We start from the raw sequence: 19,174 nt of genomic DNA, 5'->3' as shown, positions 1-19,174 counted from the left end.
AAGCTAGTAAGATCCCTGAAAGATGATCAGGTTGATAGGTTCGAGGTGGAAGCATGGTGACATGTGGAGCTGACGAATACTAATAGATCGAGGACTTAACCATATAATATGAAGCAATGTTATCTAGTTTTGAAGGAATATGCCTTCATAGTTTGGTGATGATGGCAGAGAGGTCACACCCGTTCCCATACCGAACACGGAAGTTAAGCTCTCTAGCGCCGATGGTAGTTGGGACCTTGTCCCTGTGAGAGTAGGACGTTGCCAAGCAAAAACCTAAGTCGTTTCGACTTAGGTTTTTTTGTGTTTATTTTTATATACCAAATCTTAATGAGGAAAAAGAATGAAAATGAGGGTATTGAGAGTAATAGGAATGATTTTTTGCTTGTCAGGTTTTCTAAGTGCTCCCAAACAATCCTTATAATAGGAACTGTTATTTCTACTACAAGTATATATTTTAAATAATGAGAGTGAAAAAAGCGGGATGATATAAACAAGTATTCGATCATTATAGTAATGGTTGCGATACAAAGGAATATAAACGATATGCTTTATATTAAAGCATATGGAATTTGTACACAAACCGTTTTGTGTATGATAGATCTCTAGAAATATATATTCTAATTTCTTATCCTTCTTGCATATAGTTACAATTATTCTTTTGAATATAACTAAAACACGAACGTTATTGATTAGTAATAAAAAAACATTCGATTATTTGTTGACATTGTTTATGAAATATTGTTAATATAGCCATAGAAAGAATAATATATAAGACCTCATATAATCGCGGGGATATGGCCTGCAAGTCTCTACCTAACGACCGTTATTCGTTAGACTATGAGGGAAAGTCACTCGGTATTTTTCTATTCACAAGGGATACGTATGCCTGAGTAGAGCGCTTTCTCTCATAGTAAAAGAGAAACTGTTCTATTTCAGGCTTTTTTTATTTGAATCGGGGGGATTCTAATATGAAATCACTAGTTGGAGTCATAATGGGAAGCACGTCAGACTGGGAAACAATGAAATATGCTTGTGACATTTTAGATGAATTAAATATACCGTATGAGAAAAAGGTTGTATCCGCTCATCGGACTCCGGATTATATGTTTGAATATGCAGAGACGGCTCGTGAACGTGGATTGAAAGTTATTATTGCTGGAGCTGGTGGAGCAGCACATTTACCAGGAATGGTTGCAGCGAAGACGAATCTTCCTGTAATCGGAGTTCCAGTTCAATCAAAAGCGTTAAACGGCTTAGATTCATTATTATCCATTGTCCAAATGCCAGGAGGAGTTCCAGTTGCAACTGTTGCAATTGGTAAAGCCGGTTCAACGAATGCTGGATTACTTGCCGCACAAATACTTGGATCATTCCATGATGATATACATGATGCATTAGAATTGAGACGAGAAGCGATTGAAAAAGATGTGCGTGAAGGTAGTGAGCTAGTATGACAAGGATCATTTTACCTGGAAAAACAATCGGTATTATTGGAGGCGGCCAGCTAGGAAGAATGATGGCATTGGCAGCTAAGGAGATGGGATATAAAATTGCTGTTTTAGATCCTACAAAAAACTCACCATGTGCACAAGTTGCTGATATTGAAATTGTTGCACCATATGATGATTTAAAAGCAATTCAGCATTTAGCAGAGATAAGTGATGTTGTCACATATGAATTTGAGAATATTGATTATAGATGTTTACAATGGCTTGAAAAACATGCGTACTTACCACAAGGTAGTCAGTTGTTAAATACAACGCAAAATCGTTTTACAGAAAAGAATGCGATTGAGAAGGCTGGGTTACCAGTAGCAACGTATAGATTAGTTCAAAATCAAGATCAGCTTACAGAAGCAATTGCTGAGTTATCATTCCCTTCCGTCTTAAAAACGACGACAGGTGGATATGATGGGAAAGGGCAAGTTGTTTTAAGAAGTGAAGCTGATGTTGAGGCAGCAAGAAATCTTGTGGATAAAGCAGAATGTATTTTAGAGAAATGGGTGCCTTTTGAAAAAGAAGTATCAGTTATTGTGATTCGTAGTGTAAGTGGTGAAACAAAAGTGTTTCCAGTAGCAGAAAATATTCATGTAAATAACATTTTACATGAATCTATCGTTCCAGCTCGCATTACAGAAGAGCTTTCTCAAAAAACAATTGCTTATGCAAAGGTACTTGCGGATGAATTAGAACTTGTGGGAACACTAGCTGTAGAGATGTTTGCTACAGATAATGGTGAGATTTATATTAATGAATTAGCGCCAAGACCTCACAATTCAGGACACTATACACAGGATGCATGTGAAACGAGTCAATTTGGTCAACATATTCGAGCAATCTGTAATTTACCTCTAGGAGAAACAAATTTGTTAAAACCAGTTGTCATGGTAAACATTTTAGGCGAACATATAGAAGGGGTCCTAAGACAAGTGAATAGATTAACCGGGTGCTATTTACACTTGTATGGAAAAGAAGAAGCAAAAGCACAGCGAAAAATGGGGCATGTTAATATTTTAAATGATAATATTGAAGTCGCTCTAGAAAAAGCGAAGAGTTTGCATATTTGGGACCATCAAGAACAACTGTTGGAGGGAAAAAGATGATTAGTCGTTATACACGCCCTGAAATGGGTGCGATTTGGACGGAAGAGAACAAATTTAAAGCGTGGTTAGAAGTTGAGATTTTAGCTTGTGAAGCATGGGCTGAGCTTGGCGATATTCCAAAAGAAGATGTTAAAAAAATTCGTGAACATGCATCATTTGATATTGATCGTATTTATGAAATTGAAAAAGAAACACGTCATGACGTAGTTGCATTCACTCGTGCTGTATCAGAAACGCCGGCATTAGGCGAAGAACGTAAATGGGTTCATTACGGTTTAACATCTACAGATGTAGTAGATACAGCATTATCTTACATCTTAAAACAAGCGAATGAAATTATATTAAAAGACTTAGAGAACTTTGTAAGCATTTTAGCTAACAAAGCGAAAGAGCATAAATACACAATCATGATGGGAAGAACACACGGTGTTCATGCAGAACCAACGACATTTGGTTTAAAACTTGGTCTTTGGTATGAAGAGATGAAACGTAACGTAGAGCGTTTCAAACAAGCTGCTGATACAGTTCGTGTTGGTAAATTATCTGGTGCGGTTGGTACATACGCAAATATCGATCCATTCGTAGAAAAATATGTTTGTGAAAATTTAGGATTAGAAGCAGCACCAATTTCAACACAAACATTGCAACGTGATCGTCACGCACACTACATGTCAACACTTGCACTAATTGCAACATCTATCGAAAAGATGGCAGTTGAGATTCGTGGTTTACAAAAGAGTGAAACACGTGAAGTTGAAGAAGCTTTCGCAAAAGGTCAAAAAGGTTCTTCTGCAATGCCACATAAGCGTAATCCAATTGGATCTGAAAATATGACTGGTTTAGCTCGTGTTATCCGCGGTTATATGATGACAGCTTACGAAAATGTTCCATTATGGCATGAGCGTGACATTTCTCACTCTTCGGCAGAACGCGTAATTTTACCAGATGCTACAATCGCATTAAATTACATGTTAAATCGCTTTGGTAATATCGTTAAAAACTTAACTGTATACCCAGAGAATATGAAACGCAATATGACAAGAACATACGGCTTAATTTATTCTCAGCGCGTAATGCTTACACTAATCGACAAAGGTATGGTACGTGAAGAAGCTTATGATATCGTACAGCCTAAAGCGATGGAAGCTTGGGAAACACAAGTACAATTTAAAGAGCTTGTAGAAGCTGATGAGCGTATTACAAGCAAGTTAACACAGGAAGAAATTAATGAATGCTTCAACTATGAGCATCATATGCAACACGTTGATACAATCTTTGAACGCTTAGGATTAAACGAAGCGTAAAATTTCATATGGCACAGAATAGAGTCATTCTGTGCCATTCTTTATAAAAACATTATTCACATTTTTCAAACTACAGGGGGCTTGCGAAATGCAAAAGCTAGAATTGCTGTATGAAGGTAAGGCAAAAAGAATTTATCGTACAGAATCAGCAGATATGGTTTGGGTAGAGTACAAAGATAGTGCGACTGCTTTCAATGGGGAGAAAAAAGAGACGATTACAGGAAAAGGTCGTTTGAACAATGAAATTACAACTTTATTGTTCAGAAAGTTACAAGAAGTGGGAATTAAAACACATTTTGTTGAGAAGTTATCTGAAACAGAACAACTTGTTAAAAAAGTGAGTATTATTCCTTTAGAAGTTGTCACAAGAAATGTAATTGCAGGAAGTCTTTCAAAACGATTAGGAATGGAAGAGGGAACTGCACTTGCAGAACCAATCGTAGAATTTTACTTCAAAGATGATGATTTAGGAGATCCGCTTGTAACGGAAGATCATATTCGTGTATTAAACGTTGCATCACCAGAGCAAGTAAGTGTATTACGAGATATGGCTCTACAAATCAATCAAGTGTTGATTGATCATTTCGCAAGCTGTCGTGTAAGATTAGTAGATTTCAAATTAGAGTTTGGTGTAACGGAAGAAGGAGAAATCATTTTAGCGGATGAAATTTCACCAGATACTTGCCGTTTATGGGATGAAACGAGCAATGAAAAGTTTGATAAAGACGTATTCCGTCGCGATCTTGGAAATTTAACAGATGCTTATGAAGAGATTTTAAAACGTTTAGGGGGAATTTCACATGTATAAAGTTAAGGTATATGTAACATTAAGAGAAAGCGTATTAGATCCACAAGGAACAGCAGTAAAAGGAGCACTTCATAGTCTTTCATTCACAGAAGTACAAGACGTTCGAATCGGAAAGTACATGGAACTAACAATTGATAAATCTGTATCTGATTTAGATAGCAAGGTAAAAGAAATGTGTGAAAAACTATTAGCGAACGTTGTAATGGAAGACTTCCGTTATGAAGTTGAGGAGGTTGTCGCACAGTGAAATTTGCCGTAATAGTATTTCCGGGTTCGAACTGTGATGTCGATATGTTCCATGCAATTAAAGATGAGCTTGGCGAAGAAGTAGATTACGTTTGGCACGATACAGAGAATTTAGATGAATATGATGCAATTCTACTACCAGGTGGATTTTCTTATGGTGACTACTTACGCTGCGGTGCTATCTCTCGCTTTGCTAATGCAATGAAAGCAGTGCAAAAAGCTGCTGAGCAAGGAAAGCCGATTTTAGGTGTATGTAATGGATTCCAGATTCTTGTTGAATCAGGATTACTACCAGGAGCATTAATGAGAAACGAAAACTTAAAATTTATGTGTCGCACTGTTCAGTTGCGTGTTGAAAATAATGAAACGATGTTTACATCACAATATGGAAAAGATGAAGTAATTAATATTCCAATCGCGCATGGTGAGGGGAATTACTATTGTGATGAAGCGACGCTTAAACAATTAGAAGAGAACAATCAAATCGCATTCCGTTACGTAGAAAACCCTAACGGTAGCGTTTCAGATATTGCTGGTATTGTAAATGAAAAAGGAAATGTACTTGGTATGATGCCACACCCAGAGCGTGCTGTAGATGAATTACTTGGCGGTGCTGAAGGGTTAAAAGTCTTTCAATCTATCTTAAAACAGTGGAGGGAAACATATGTCGTTAATGCTTGAACCAAATCCAACACAAATTAAAGAAGAGCGTATATATGCGGAAATGGGGCTAACAGACGAAGAGTTTGCCATGGTTGAAAAGATTTTAGGTCGTCTGCCAAATTATACAGAAACAGGGTTATTCTCTGTAATGTGGTCTGAACATTGTAGTTATAAAAATTCGAAACCAGTTCTTCGTAAGTTTCCAACTACAGGTGAGCGCGTTCTGCAAGGACCTGGAGAAGGTGCTGGAATTGTAGATATCGGTGATAATCAAGCAGTTGTATTTAAAATGGAAAGTCATAACCATCCTTCAGCTATTGAACCATATCAAGGAGCTGCAACAGGTGTTGGTGGTATTATTCGTGACGTATTCTCTATGGGAGCACGTCCGGTAGCTCTATTAAACTCACTTCGTTTCGGTGAATTACAGTCACCACGTGTGAAATATTTATTCGAAGAAGTAGTAGCAGGAATTGCAGGATACGGTAACTGCATCGGTATTCCGACTGTTGGCGGCGAAGTACAATTTGATCCATGTTATGAAGGAAATCCACTTGTAAATGCAATGTGCGTAGGTTTGATTAACCACGAAGACATTAAAAAAGGGCAAGCGCACGGTGCTGGTAACACAGTAATGTACGTAGGAGCATCAACTGGTCGTGACGGTATTCACGGTGCAACATTCGCGTCGGAAGAACTATCTGAAAGCTCAGAAGCGAAACGTCCAGCGGTTCAAGTAGGGGATCCATTTATGGAAAAACTTCTTATTGAAGCGTGTTTAGAATTAATTCAATCCGATGCACTTGTTGGAATTCAAGATATGGGTGCGGCTGGTTTAACATCATCATCTGCAGAAATGGCAAGTAAAGCAGGAATGGGTATTGAAATGTACTTAGATGATGTACCACAGCGTGAAACAGGAATGACACCATATGAAATGATGCTATCTGAATCACAAGAGCGTATGTTAATTGTTGTGAAAAAAGGTAGAGAACAAGAAATAGTAGATTTATTTGAGAAGTATGGTCTTGCAGCGGTTACGATGGGGAAAGTAACAGAAGATAAAATGCTTCGTTTATTCCATAAAGGTGAAAAGGTAGCTGAAGTTCCAGCAGATGCTTTAGCAGAAGAAGCACCAATTTATCATAAGCCATCAAAAGAAGCAGCATACTTTACTGAATTCCAAGCAATGAAAATGGAAACGCCAAAAGTAGAAAATTATAAAGAAACGTTATTTGCTCTATTACAGCAACCAACTATTGCAAGTAAAGAGTGGGTATACGATCAATACGATTACCAAGTTCGCACAAGCACAGTTGTTACGCCAGGTTCAGATGCTGCAGTTGTACGTGTACGCGGTACAGAAAAAGGATTAGCAATGACGACAGATTGTAACTCTCGCTACATTTATCTAGACCCAGAGATGGGCGGTAAAATTGCAGTAGCAGAGGCAGCGCGTAATATCGTATGTTCTGGCGGAGAGCCACTTGCAATTACAGATTGCTTAAACTTCGGTAACCCAGAAAAACCAGAAATCTTCTGGCAGATTGAGAAATCAGTAGACGGTATGAGTGAAGCTTGTCGCACATTACAAACACCAGTTATCGGCGGAAACGTATCGATGTATAACGAGCGTAGTGGTGAAGCTGTATATCCAACACCGACAGTTGGGATGGTCGGACTTGTGCATGACTTAAAACATGTAACAACACAAGAGTTTAAGCAAGCTGGTGATTTAGTGTATGTAATTGGTGAGACGAAAGCTGAGTTTGGCGGAAGTGAATTACAGAAAATGATTCACGGCAAAATTTTCGGTCAATCACCAAGTATCGATTTAGATGTAGAATTAAGACGCCAAAAACAAGTATTAGAAGCAATTCAAGCTGGTCTTGTTCAATCTGCACATGATGTTGCTGAAGGTGGTTTAGCAGTTGCGATTTCAGAAAGTGCAATTGGTGCTAAAGGCTTAGGTGCTACTGTGAAATTAGATGGAGAAGCAACAGCAGCATTATTCGCTGAATCACAGTCTCGCTTTGTGATAACTGTAAAACGTGAAAATAAAGAGGCGTTTGAGAAAGTAGTAGAAGCAATCCAAGTTGGAGAAGTAACAAGTACAAATGAAGTAACAATTCATAATGAAGAAAATGAAGTATTACTTACAGCAAATGTAGATGAAATGAGAAAGGCTTGGAAAGGGGCAATCCCATGCTTGCTGAAATAAAGGGGTTAAACGAAGAATGTGGTGTTTTCGGAATTTGGGGGCATGAAAATGCAGCACAAGTTTCATACTACGGATTGCACAGTTTACAGCACCGTGGGCAAGAAGGCGCAGGCATTGTCGTAAATAATGGGGAAAAAATCGTCGGTCACAAGGGGTTAGGTTTAATATCAGAAGTGTTTTCAAGAGGTGAGCTAGAAGGATTAAATGGAAAATCAGCAATCGGACATGTACGATATGCAACAGCTGGTGGAAGTGAAGTTGCTAACGTTCAACCATTGTTGTTCCGTTTTTCCGATCATAGTATGGCATTAGCTCATAACGGAAATTTAATTAACGCAAAAATGCTTCGTCGTGAATTAGAAGCAGAGGGCAGTATTTTTCAAACTAGTTCAGATACAGAAGTACTTTTACATCTTATTAAACGTAGCACGAAAGATTCTTTAATTGAAAGTGTAAAAGAGGCTTTAAATAAAGTGAAAGGTGCGTTTGCGTATCTTTTACTAACTGGAAATGAAATGATCGTTGCATTAGATCCGAATGGGTTCCGTCCGCTTTCAATTGGAAAGATGGGGGATGCTTACGTTGTAGCATCTGAAACATGTGCTTTTGATGTAGTAGGTGCAACATACATTCGTGATGTAGAACCGGGTGAATTACTTATCATTAATGATGAAGGAATTCACGTAGATCGTTTCACAAACGATGTAGAACATGCAATTTGTAGTATGGAATATATTTACTTTGCACGACCAGATTCTAATATTGCAGGCGTTAACGTTCATGCAGCACGTAAGAATATGGGGAAACGTTTAGCGGCAGAAGCTCCTATTGAAGCAGATGTTGTTACTGGTGTACCAGACTCTAGTATTTCAGCTGCGATTGGCTATGCGGAGGCGACAGGTATTCCATATGAGTTAGGATTAATTAAAAATCGTTACGTTGGACGTACGTTTATCCAACCTTCTCAAGAACTGCGCGAGCAAGGGGTTAAGATGAAGCTTTCCGCAGTAAGAGGTGTAGTTGAAGGGAAACGAGTTGTTATGATTGATGACTCTATCGTAAGAGGAACGACAAGTAAACGAATTGTTCGTATGCTTCGTGAGGCTGGAGCGACAGAAGTTCACGTAAGAATTGCTTCACCACCTCTGAAATATCCATGTTTCTATGGCATTGATATTCAAACGAGAAAAGAATTAATTGCAGCAAATCATACAGTAGAAGAAATCCGTGAAATAATCGGAGCAGATTCTTTAACATTTTTAAGTGAAGATGGATTAGTAGATGCAATTGGACGTCCATATGAAGGGAAATATGGCGGCCTATGCATGGCTTACTTTAATGGGGACTATCCAACAGCACTTTATGATTATGAGCAAGAGCTTTTAGAAAGTATGAAATAAGAAAAGTGAGAAAAGCTTCTACTTCTTTTGATGTAGAAGCTAGCTCCTTTCTTAAAATAGCCCGCCCTGGATGGGAAGAAATTAAAAGACGAGGTGTAAATAACGATGGCGAATGCATATAAGCAAGCAGGAGTAGATATTGAAGCTGGATATGAAGCGGTATCTCGCATGAAAAAACACGTACAAACAACTATGAGAAAAGAAGTACTAGGCGGTTTAGGCGGTTTTGGAGGTATGTTTGATCTATCAAAATTTGCATTAGAAGAACCTGTATTAGTATCTGGAACAGATGGCGTGGGAACGAAATTGATGATCGCTTTTATGGCAGATAAACATGACACAATTGGTATTGATGCAGTAGCAATGTGTGTAAATGATATTGTTGTCCAAGGAGCAGAGCCGCTTTTCTTCCTTGATTATATTGCTTGTGGTAAAGCTGAACCTAGTAAAATTGAAAACATCGTCAAAGGTATATCAGAGGGCTGTCGCCAAGCTGGTTGTGCATTAATCGGTGGAGAAACAGCTGAAATGCCAGGAATGTATTCTACGGAAGAATATGATTTAGCTGGTTTTACAGTTGGGATTGTTGATAAAAAGAAAATTGTAACAGGTGAAAAGATTGAAGCTGGTCACGTGCTAATTGGCTTAGCATCTAGCGGTATTCATAGCAATGGTTACTCTTTAGTACGAAAAGTGTTACTAGAAGATGGAGAACTATCTTTAGAGCGTATTTATAGCCGCTTAGAACTACCTCTTGGTGAAGAATTATTAAAACCAACGAAAATTTATGTCAAACCTATTTTAGAACTATTGAAGAAACATGAAGTATACGGTATGGCGCATATTACAGGTGGCGGATTTATTGAAAATATTCCACGCATGTTGCCAGAAGGAATCGGTGCTGAGATTGAACTAGGATCTTGGGAAATTCAGCCGATCTTTAGTTTGCTTCAAGAAGTTGGAAAACTGGAAGAGAAAGAAATGTTCAATATTTTTAACATGGGTATTGGTATGGTAGTAGCAGTGAAGGAAGAAGATGCAAAAGATGTTGTTCGTCTTCTTGAAGAGCAAGGAGAAATGGCTCGTATTATTGGACGTACTATACAAGGAGCTGGCGTTACTTTTAATGGGGGCACAGCACTATGAGTAGATTAGCAGTTTTTGCTTCTGGAAGTGGATCTAACTTTCAATCTCTCGTTAATGCGGTAGAAGAAAAAAGATTGGATGCAGAAATTAGTTTATTAGTATGTGATAAACCAGAAGCACGCGCTGTTGGACGGGCAAATTATCATCATATTCCGTGTTTTGCTTTTTCAGCGAAAGCATATGAGTCAAAAGAAGTGTTTGAAAAAGAGATATTAAAGAAGCTAGAAGAATATGAAATTGATTATGTTATTTTAGCTGGATATATGCGTTTAATCGGGCCGACGTTACTAGAAGCATACGGCGGGAAGATTATTAATATTCATCCATCATTACTACCGAGCTTTCCGGGTAAAGATGCTGTCGGTCAAGCGTTAGAAGCAGGTGTGAAAGTAACTGGAGTAACAATTCATTATGTAGATGCAGGTATGGATACAGGGCCAATTATTGCGCAAGAAGCAGTGGTTGTTTCTGAAGGGGATACGAGAGAAAGCTTACAAAAGAAAATTCAACAAGTTGAACATAAATTATACGTAAATACAGTGAATCAAATTGTTCAGTCTGTGAAAGAGTCAACTGTTAACTAACATACAACCAGGGGTGAAGGATAAATGAAAAAGCGTGCATTAGTAAGTGTTTCAGATAAAACAGGAGTAGTAGAATTTGTTAAAGGGTTACTAGAACAAGGGATTGAAGTTATTTCAACAGGTGGTACGAAAAAGTTACTAGAAGAAAACGGTTTACAAGTAATTGGTATTTCTGAAGTAACTGGTTTCCCTGAAATTATGGATGGCCGTGTGAAAACATTACATCCAAATATTCATGGTGGTCTATTAGCAGTTCGTGATAATGAAACACATGTAACACAAATGAATGAGTTAGGTATAGAGCCAATTGACTTTGTTGTTGTTAACTTATACCCATTTAAAGAAACAATCGCTAAGCCTGATGTAACATTTGCTGATGCAATTGAAAATATTGATATCGGTGGCCCGACAATGATTCGCTCTGCTGCGAAAAATCATAAATTTGTATCGGTAATTGTAGATCCAGTAGATTACGATGTTGTATTAGCAGAACTGAAAGAAGACGGTGAAGTAAAAGAAGAAACGAAACGTAAATTAGCAGCGAAAGTATTCCGTCATACAGCAGCGTATGATGCGTTAATTTCTAACTACTTAACAGAGCAAATGGGTGAAGAAAGTCCAGAAACATTAACTGTGACATTTGAGAAAAAGCAAGACTTACGTTATGGCGAGAACCCACATCAAAAAGCAACTTTCTATAAAGCGCCATTCGCAGCAACTTCTTCTGTTGCATACGCAGAACAATTACACGGTAAGGAATTATCGTATAACAATATTAATGATGCAGACGCAGCGCTTAGCATCGTAAAAGAATTTACAGAACCAGCAGTAGTAGCAGTAAAACATATGAATCCATGTGGTGTTGGAGTAGGAACTGATATTCACGCAGCATATACTCGTGCTTATGAAGCAGATCCGGTATCAATCTTCGGCGGTATTATTGCAGCAAATCGTGAAATTGATAAAGCTACAGCAGAAAAGTTACATGAAATTTTCTTAGAAATTGTTATCGCACCTTCGTTCTCGCAAGAAGCTTTAGAAGTGTTGCAAAGTAAGAAGAACTTACGTTTATTAACTATAAATATTGAAAAAGCGACAAGTGCAAGCAAAAAACTAACTTCTGTACAAGGTGGACTTCTAGTTCAAGAGGAAGATACGTTATCATTAGATGAAAGTACAATTTCAATTCCAACGAAACGTGAACCTTCAGAGCAAGAATGGAAAGATTTAAAACTAGCTTGGAAAGTTGTAAAACATGTGAAATCAAACGCAATTGTTTTAGCGAAAGATGACATGACGATTGGTGTCGGTGCGGGACAGATGAACCGTGTAGGTTCTGCAAAAATCGCAATTACACAAGCTGGTGAAAAAGCACAAGGTAGCGCGCTTGCATCTGATGCTTTCTTCCCAATGCCAGATACATTAGAAGAAGCAGCAAAAGCAGGAATTACAGCAATCATTCAACCGGGTGGATCAATCCGTGATGAAGATTCTATTAAAGTGGCAGATACGTATGGGATTGCTATGGTGTTCACTGGCGTACGTCATTTCAAACACTAATAGAGGATGTTTAAAAAGTCCGGTTAAGATAACCTTCGCATGTCGTCGTTGCAATGCCAGTGCGGTACTCATGTAGGAAAGCTACACTCCGTGTCCTCCTGGCAAATGCGCCTCGACCTGCTCGGTGCTCTTAATCCTCCTTTTTAAACTTCTATTGATATGGATGTTTAAAAAGTCCGGTCAAGATAACCTTCGCATGTCGTCGTTGCAATGCCAGTGCGGTACTCATGTAGGAAAGCTACACCCCGTGTCCTCCTGGCAAATGCGCCTCGACCTGCTCGGTGCTCTTAATCCTCCCTTTTAAACTTCTATTGATATGGATGTTTAAAAATCCGATTGAGATAACCTTTTATTGATATGAAAAAGCAAACTAGGAGCATAGCTTCTAGTTTGTACTTATTTAATTATTGGGGGATGAAATATGAATGTTTTAGTAATTGGCCGCGGTGGGCGTGAGCATGCTTTAGCTTGGAAGTTTGCACAATCTGAAAAAGTAGAAAAGGTATATGTAGCACCAGGTAATGAAGGTATGCGAGATGTTGCAACACCAGTTGACATTGATGAAAATGATTTTGATGCATTAGTTTTATTTGCAAAAGAGAATTATGTCGAGTTAACTTTCGTTGGACCAGAAATTCCGCTTATGAATGGAATTGTTGATCGTTTTAAAGAAGAGGGACTTCGTGTATTTGGTCCGAATAAAGCGGCTGCTGTTATTGAAGGTAGTAAAGCTTTTACAAAAGAGCTTATGAAAAAGTATGATATTCCAACTGCGGCGTACGAAACTTTTACAGATTATGAAGAAGCAGTACAGTACATTCAAAAAGTTGGTGCACCAATCGTTATTAAAGCTGACGGCCTAGCTGCGGGTAAAGGGGTAACGGTAGCAATGACGCTTGAAGAGGCATTACAAGCTGTGAAAGAAATGCTACAAGATGTGAAATTCGGCGCGGCAAGTAAGAAGGTCGTTATTGAAGAGTTTTTAGATGGACAAGAATTTTCATTAATGGCATTCGTGAATGGAACAACTGTACATCCAATGGTAATCGCCCAAGATCATAAAAGAGCTTTTGATGGTGATAAAGGTCCAAATACGGGCGGAATGGGTGCATATTCTCCAGTACCACAAATTCCAGAATCAGCAGTTCAAGAAGCGATTCAAACCGTATTGCATCCAACTGCTAAGGCGATGATTGAAGAAAACCGTTCGTTTACAGGTATTTTATACGCAGGTCTTATTTTAACAAATGATGGTCCGAAGGTAATTGAATTTAATGCACGCTTCGGTGATCCTGAAACAGAAGTTGTATTACCTCGATTAGAAAACGATTTAGTTGATGTATGTAACGCTGTATTAGATGAAAGTGAACTAACGTTACAATGGTCAGAAGAAGCGGTAATCGGTGTTGTACTTGCTTCTAAAGGATATCCAGAAGCATATAAAAAAGGTGATATTATTAGCGGACTAGATGCACTGCAAGATGTGATTGTTTTCCATGCAGGTACAGCAATGAAACATGGGGACTTTGTAACGAACGGTGGCCGTGTATTATTTGTTGCTTGTAAGGCAAATAGTTTACAAGAAGCAAAAGATAAAGTATATAAAGAAATCGGTAAAATTGAGAGTGATGGTCTATTTTATCGAAGTGATATAGGATATCGTGCAATTGGGCATGAGATGACGAAAAGTTAATATGTAAAAATCCCGCTGAGGAATCAGCGGGATTTTTATGCATCTTTATCTTTTTTTAATTTCCCTTTTTGCTTTGCCATTTCTCGAAGTAAATACTCGATGTGTGCATTGACGCTACGAAATTCATCATTTGCCCATTTTTCGATGACTGCGTGTAATTCAGGATCAATACGTAATGGAAAGCTTTTCTTTTTAGCCATAATTACTTATAGTCCTTAGTATAGGCTTCCTGTATTAATAACTGGCTGCGCACCTTTATCTGAAACGATGGCAACTAATAAGTTGTTTACCATATTTGCTTTACGCTCGTCATCGAGTTCTAGTACGCCTTCTTCATCTAACATATGGATGGAATCTTTTGCCATCTTCACAGCGCCTTCAACAATTTCTTTTCTAGCAGCTAATACTGCTTTTGCTTGCTGGCGTTGTAGCATTGCATGGGCAATTTCTGTTGCGTAAGCTAAGTGCGTTAAACGAGTTTCTAATACTTCTACACCAGCAATTTCAAGACGTGCTTCTAACTCACGTTTTAATTCTTCAGAGATTTCTTCAGTATTTCCGCGTAACGTAACGCAGGTTTCATCTTGGAAATTGTCATAAGGATATTTTGTTGCAACATGGCGGATTGCCGTTTCGCTTTGAATTTCTACAAATCGATCATAATGTTCAACACCAAACATCGCTTTTGCAGAATCAACAACTTTATATACGATAACAGCTGCAATTTCAATTGGATTTCCATCAACGTCATTTACTTTTAATTTTTTACTGTTAAAGTTTTCAACACGTAAAGATACAGTTTGACGGAATGCGAACGGAATCGTTAAAAATAAACCGTTTTGACGAATTGTTCCTAAATAATTACCGAAGAACGTAATAACCTTCGCTTGATTCGGTTGAACAATACCGATACCTGTAGCGAGAACTGCGGCTAATATAATAGTTAGTGCCGCTCCTATGAAAATTTCTTGTGCAAGGAAAAATACACCGATAGCAGCTAAAATCAAAATTCCAATAATACCGAGAAAACCATTTACATAAAATACTTGTTTTTCTTTCATATGATCGCCTCCTGATATAAAAATGATATCACTTTTATATCATTTTAAGCAAGAGGTATGTATCTAATTTTCTGAATTTTATTGATTGATATCTTTTATATACATTTTAAGGTTGAAAAAGAGAATATACGTTCTGTTTTATGATAAAATAAAGAAGACTTAACCGCCCACTGCAGCAGCTAAGTCCCTTTGAGAGCATCTTGCATCGTGACAAATGATTCAAAGCGGTTTTGCCAGGATTATATCTTCAATCGCTGACTCAATCTCTTTGTCAGAAGCGTCATAACTTCCTTTTGACTCTGGCTTGTCATGAGTGGAAGTTTGATTCACTTCTTCTTTAGCATGTCCTTTTTTAGCAAAATTCATGCTAGGCATTTTAAATGCCCCCATATTCATGTATTTTCCGAATTTCCACATTTCAACAACAGGGCAGAAACGAACAATTCCTTCTGCAACTTTCATTGCACCAATCCATAGAAAAATGTTAGACCAAGTGCACCACGGCTTGCGTACAAGTTTAGTTGCACTACATCCGAAGAGGACAAGCCCAAGTGTAATTCGAATTAGAGCGTTTATTGTCCCGATATTTTGCTTCATTAGAAAAACACTCCTTTTTATGAAAGTTGAAATAGATAATACTATTTCTTTTATTAGTATCCCGTTTGATTTTTGGGATATGTAATCCAACATTTGACGTGGAAAAAGATGTTGGAATGTGCGTGTGTGTAAGTAACTTTTTTTGTTATAATGAAAGAATGCATAAAAGGAACTTCAAAATTAAATCCTCTAGTTTAAAAAATATGGAAGAGGTAATTCCAAACTTAATTCTCCGTTTTAAACAAATATTTAAGATGAAGTTAAAACAATAATGATGAAAATAAACTGTTATTTTGAACAGAAATATATATAACTAGAGAAAAGAAAGGGTGTTTTCATGTACGATATTTCCGGATGGAAACATGTATTTAAGCTTGATCCAAATAAGGAGTTAAGCGATGAACATTTAGAAATGATTTGTGAGTCTGGAACTGATGCGGTTATTGTAGGCGGAAGTGATGGAGTTACAATTGATAACGTATTACACATGCTAGTTAGCATTCGTAGATATGCAGTTCCTTGTGTATTAGAGGTTTCTGATATAGAAGCAATTACACCAGGATTTGATTTTTATTACATCCCAAGTGTTTTAAATAGCCGAAAAGTAGAATGGATAACAGGTGTTCATCATGAGGCATTGAAAGAATTTGGGGATATTATGGACTGGGACGAAATTTTTATGGAAGGGTATTGTGTTTTAAATCCAGAAGCGAAAGTAGCCCAGCTTACAGAAGCGAAATGTGATTTAACAGAAGATGACGTTATTGCATATGCTCGTTTAGCAGACAAGTTATTACATTTACCGATATTTTATTTAGAATATAGCGGTACGTATGGAGATGTTGAACTTGTTAAAAATGTAAAAGCAGAATTGAAACAAGCTAAGTTATACTATGGCGGTGGTATTTCTAAGGCAGAACAGGCGAAAGAAATGGCACAATATGCTGATACAGTAGTTGTTGGAAATATTATTTATGATGATATAAAATCGGCGTTAAAAACAGTTAAAGCAGTAAAAGGAGAGTAGGTGCAGGCGTATATGAGTATGACAGATAAGTTATTAAACGGTTTAAATCCACAGCAACAAAAAGCAGTACAAACAACGAATGGACCACTTCTACTAATGGCAGGTGCAGGTAGTGGTAAGACACGTGTGTTAACACATCGTATTGCGTATTTACTTGGTGAAAAAGGTGTAGCACCATGGAATGTACTAGCTATTACCTTCACAAATAAAGCAGCTCGTGAAATGCGTGAGCGTATTGATACACTTGTGGGACCAGAAGCAGAAGATATTTGGATTTCGACGTTCCACTCTATGTGTGTACGTATTTTACGACGCGATATCGATCGTATTGGTATTAATCGTAACTTTACAATCTTAGATTCAGGTGATCAGCTAACTGTAGTCAAAAAAATTATGAAAGAGCGCAATGTTGATCCGAAGAAATTTGAGCCGCGCTCTATTTTAGCGGGTATTAGTAATGCGAAAAATGAACTGTTATCTGCGGATAAATATGCAAAAAAAATTACAATGGCTGATCCATACGAAAAATTAACGAGCGATGTATACACAGAGTATCAAAAACGTCTTTTGAAAAATAATTCATTAGACTTTGATGATTTAATTATGACGACGATTCAGCTATTTGAACGTGTTCCAGAAGTATTAGAGTTTTATCAGCGTAAGTTCCAATATATTCATGTTGATGAGTATCAAGATACGAACAAAGCACAATATCTTCTTGTTAAACATTTGGCAGCGCGTTTTAAAAATCTTTGCGTTGTAGGTGACTCTGACCAGTCTATTTATCGCTGGCGTGGTGCAGATATTTCTAACATTTTGTCATTCGAAAAAGACTATGAGAATGCACAAGTAATTTTATTAGAACAAAACTATCGTTCGTCACAAAATATTTTAAATGCAGCAAATGCCGTTATTGAAAAAAATACGAATCGTAAGCCGAAGAAATTATGGACAGACAATCAAGTTGGAAGTAAAATCTCGTATTATCGTGCCGCAACTGAAAAGGACGAAGCGTATTTTGTTGCAAAAAAAATTCGCGACGATATTCAAATGGGGAAACGAAAATATACTGATTTTGCAGTGCTATATCGTACGAATGCTCAGTCTCGTATGGTCGAGGAGATTTTCCTTAAATCTAACATTCCGTACAAAATTGTGGGGGGTACGAAGTTCTACGATCGTAAAGAGATTAAAGATATTTTGGCGTACTTACGTTTAATCGGTAATCCAGATGATGAAATTAGTTTTGCACGTATTATTAACATGCCAAAGCGTGGTATTGGTGCGACTTCTATTGATAAAATTATTAATTATGGTGTGCAAAACGGAATTTCATTAACTGCTGTATTTGATGAGATTGAGCATGTTGGAGTAAGTGCAAAAATTACAAAGGCAGTAAAAGAATTCGCGAATTTATTAAATAACTGGGTAAATATGCAAGAGTATTTATCTGTTACAGAATTAGTAGAAGAAGTTATTGAAAAAACAGGCTATCGCGATATGTTGAAAAATGAACGTTCTTTAGAAGCGGAAGGTCGTTTAGAAAACTTAGACGAGTTCTTATCTGTTACGCAAACATTTGAATCTCAAAGCGAAGATAAGAGCCTTGTTGCATTCTTAACAGATTTAGCACTTGTTGCTGATATTGATCGTGTAGATGAAGACCCAACTGCTGGTGAAGAAGTTATTTTAATGACGATGCACTCAGCGAAAGGATTAGAGTTCCCGGTTGTCTTTATTGTTGGCTTAGAGGAAGGGATATTCCCGCATACTCGTTCTCTTATGGAAGAGGATGAAATGCAAGAAGAACGTCGTCTTGCTTATGTAGGTATTACTCGTGCAGAAGAAGAGCTATATTTATCTAATGCGCAAATGCGTACTTTATTTGGTAGAACAAGTATGAACGCTGCGTCTCGCTTCATTACAGAAATCCCGACAGAACTAGTGGAATCATTAAATGAAACAGCGCCGAAGCGTGAAAATTCGTTTGGTGCAAAAGGCAGAACAGCAAGTAGCGGCAAAACGACAATCACAACGACAACACGCTCTCGTTCAGCTTTCGCGCGCCCTGCAGCTAAGACGACAGGCGGTGAGCAAATTGGCTGGGCAGTAGGCGATAAAGCTTCCCACCAAAAATGGGGAATCGGTACAGTTGTAAGTGTAAAAGGTGAAGGTGATGCAAAAGAATTAGATATTGCGTTCCCAAGCCCGATTGGTGTTAAACGTTTGTTAGCAAAATTTGCACCTGTGACGAAACAATAG

At 37.8% G+C, this 19,174-nt stretch carries 17 protein-coding genes, 2 rRNA genes and 1 riboswitch; of the genes, 16 read left to right on the top strand and 3 right to left on the bottom strand.

Translation table 11 applies throughout. From position 1 onward, the window contains the following. From ACTFRH_RS23310 to purD, 14 genes are all read left to right on the top strand, one after another. Positions 1–103 (top strand): 23S ribosomal RNA (locus ACTFRH_RS23310); the annotation flags it as partial. A 48-nt stretch (positions 104–151) separates the two neighbouring features. Then, positions 152–267: ribosomal RNA gene (rrf, locus tag ACTFRH_RS23305) — 5S ribosomal RNA — on the top strand. A gap of 489 nt (positions 268–756) precedes the next feature. Next, positions 757–858: riboswitch (purine riboswitch) on the top strand. A gap of 110 nt (positions 859–968) precedes the next feature. After that, positions 969–1,454: a 5-(carboxyamino)imidazole ribonucleotide mutase gene (gene purE, locus ACTFRH_RS23300; RefSeq protein ID WP_000839367.1), complete on the top strand. Its 486-nt coding sequence runs from the start codon at positions 969–971 to the stop codon at positions 1,452–1,454. Next, complete coding sequence (gene purK / locus ACTFRH_RS23295; protein ID WP_000196787.1) at positions 1,451–2,602, top strand: 5-(carboxyamino)imidazole ribonucleotide synthase; 1,152 nt, start codon at positions 1,451–1,453, stop codon at positions 2,600–2,602. Before purE ends, purK begins: the two co-directional genes overlap by 4 nt. Next, the gene (gene purB / locus ACTFRH_RS23290; protein ID WP_000625682.1) at positions 2,599–3,906 is read left to right on the top strand and encodes an adenylosuccinate lyase; all 1,308 of its coding nucleotides are present in this window, start codon (positions 2,599–2,601) and stop codon (positions 3,904–3,906) included. Before purK ends, purB begins: the two co-directional genes overlap by 4 nt. 88 nt (positions 3,907–3,994) lie before the next feature. Then, the gene (gene purC / locus ACTFRH_RS23285) at positions 3,995–4,714 is read left to right on the top strand and encodes a phosphoribosylaminoimidazolesuccinocarboxamide synthase (protein WP_001170538.1); all 720 of its coding nucleotides are present in this window, start codon (positions 3,995–3,997) and stop codon (positions 4,712–4,714) included. Beyond that, complete coding sequence (gene purS, locus ACTFRH_RS23280; RefSeq protein ID WP_000278823.1) at positions 4,707–4,961, top strand: phosphoribosylformylglycinamidine synthase subunit PurS; 255 nt, start codon at positions 4,707–4,709, stop codon at positions 4,959–4,961. Before purC ends, purS begins: the two co-directional genes overlap by 8 nt. Beyond that, complete coding sequence (gene purQ / locus ACTFRH_RS23275; RefSeq protein ID WP_000666787.1) at positions 4,958–5,641, top strand: phosphoribosylformylglycinamidine synthase subunit PurQ; 684 nt, start codon at positions 4,958–4,960, stop codon at positions 5,639–5,641. Before purS ends, purQ begins: the two co-directional genes overlap by 4 nt. Further along, the gene (gene purL, locus ACTFRH_RS23270) at positions 5,625–7,844 is read left to right on the top strand and encodes a phosphoribosylformylglycinamidine synthase II (RefSeq protein WP_000055572.1); all 2,220 of its coding nucleotides are present in this window, start codon (positions 5,625–5,627) and stop codon (positions 7,842–7,844) included. Before purQ ends, purL begins: the two co-directional genes overlap by 17 nt. Next, positions 7,829–9,244 (top strand): amidophosphoribosyltransferase, encoded by a 1,416-nt coding sequence (gene purF / locus ACTFRH_RS23265; RefSeq protein ID WP_000879023.1) that lies wholly within the window; start codon positions 7,829–7,831, stop codon positions 9,242–9,244. The genes purL and purF overlap by 16 nt, the downstream gene beginning before the upstream one ends. Positions 9,245–9,349: 105 nt before the next feature. Then, on the top strand, positions 9,350–10,390 hold the full coding sequence (gene purM, locus ACTFRH_RS23260) for a phosphoribosylformylglycinamidine cyclo-ligase (protein WP_001262423.1): 1,041 nt from the start codon (positions 9,350–9,352) through the stop codon (positions 10,388–10,390). After that, positions 10,387–10,974, top strand: coding sequence for a phosphoribosylglycinamide formyltransferase (gene purN / locus ACTFRH_RS23255; RefSeq protein ID WP_000088593.1), 588 nt, complete (start codon positions 10,387–10,389; stop codon positions 10,972–10,974). Before purM ends, purN begins: the two co-directional genes overlap by 4 nt. A gap of 24 nt (positions 10,975–10,998) precedes the next feature. Then, positions 10,999–12,534, top strand: a complete 1,536-nt coding sequence (gene purH / locus ACTFRH_RS23250) for a bifunctional phosphoribosylaminoimidazolecarboxamide formyltransferase/IMP cyclohydrolase (RefSeq protein ID WP_000745435.1) — start codon at positions 10,999–11,001, stop codon at positions 12,532–12,534. A gap of 421 nt (positions 12,535–12,955) precedes the next feature. After that, a complete protein-coding gene (gene purD, locus ACTFRH_RS23245) occupies positions 12,956–14,227 on the top strand; it encodes a phosphoribosylamine--glycine ligase (protein ID WP_001101982.1) in 1,272 nt (423 codons plus the stop codon). A 35-nt stretch (positions 14,228–14,262) separates the two neighbouring features. Here the strand turns inward: purD and ACTFRH_RS23240 are convergent, their stop codons facing one another. The 3 genes from ACTFRH_RS23240 to ACTFRH_RS23230 form a co-directional block, all read right to left on the bottom strand. Beyond that, on the bottom strand, positions 14,263–14,427 hold the full coding sequence (locus ACTFRH_RS23240; protein ID WP_001085171.1) for a toxin-antitoxin system HicB family antitoxin: 165 nt from the start codon (positions 14,425–14,427) through the stop codon (positions 14,263–14,265). 15 nt (positions 14,428–14,442) lie between these two features. Next, positions 14,443–15,288: an SPFH domain-containing protein gene (locus tag ACTFRH_RS23235; RefSeq protein WP_000660669.1), complete on the bottom strand. Its 846-nt coding sequence runs from the start codon at positions 15,286–15,288 to the stop codon at positions 14,443–14,445. A gap of 219 nt (positions 15,289–15,507) precedes the next feature. Next, positions 15,508–15,885: a YgaP family membrane protein gene (locus ACTFRH_RS23230; RefSeq protein ID WP_000812347.1), complete on the bottom strand. Its 378-nt coding sequence runs from the start codon at positions 15,883–15,885 to the stop codon at positions 15,508–15,510. 337 nt (positions 15,886–16,222) lie between these two features. Here ACTFRH_RS23230 and ACTFRH_RS23225 point away from each other — a divergent pair, with 337 nt between their 5' ends. After that, the gene (locus tag ACTFRH_RS23225; RefSeq protein ID WP_000272077.1) at positions 16,223–16,912 is read left to right on the top strand and encodes a heptaprenylglyceryl phosphate synthase; all 690 of its coding nucleotides are present in this window, start codon (positions 16,223–16,225) and stop codon (positions 16,910–16,912) included. A gap of 12 nt (positions 16,913–16,924) precedes the next feature. Then, complete coding sequence (pcrA, locus tag ACTFRH_RS23220) at positions 16,925–19,174, top strand: DNA helicase PcrA (protein ID WP_033703497.1); 2,250 nt, start codon at positions 16,925–16,927, stop codon at positions 19,172–19,174.

The organism is Bacillus cereus group sp. MYBK216-1, assembly GCF_051916495.1.
GTDB classification, from domain to species: Bacteria; Bacillota; Bacilli; order Bacillales; family Bacillaceae_G; genus Bacillus_A; species Bacillus_A thuringiensis_K.
The sequence above is the reverse complement of the archived record's forward strand: the minus strand, read 5'-3'. Positions and strand labels throughout refer to the sequence as shown.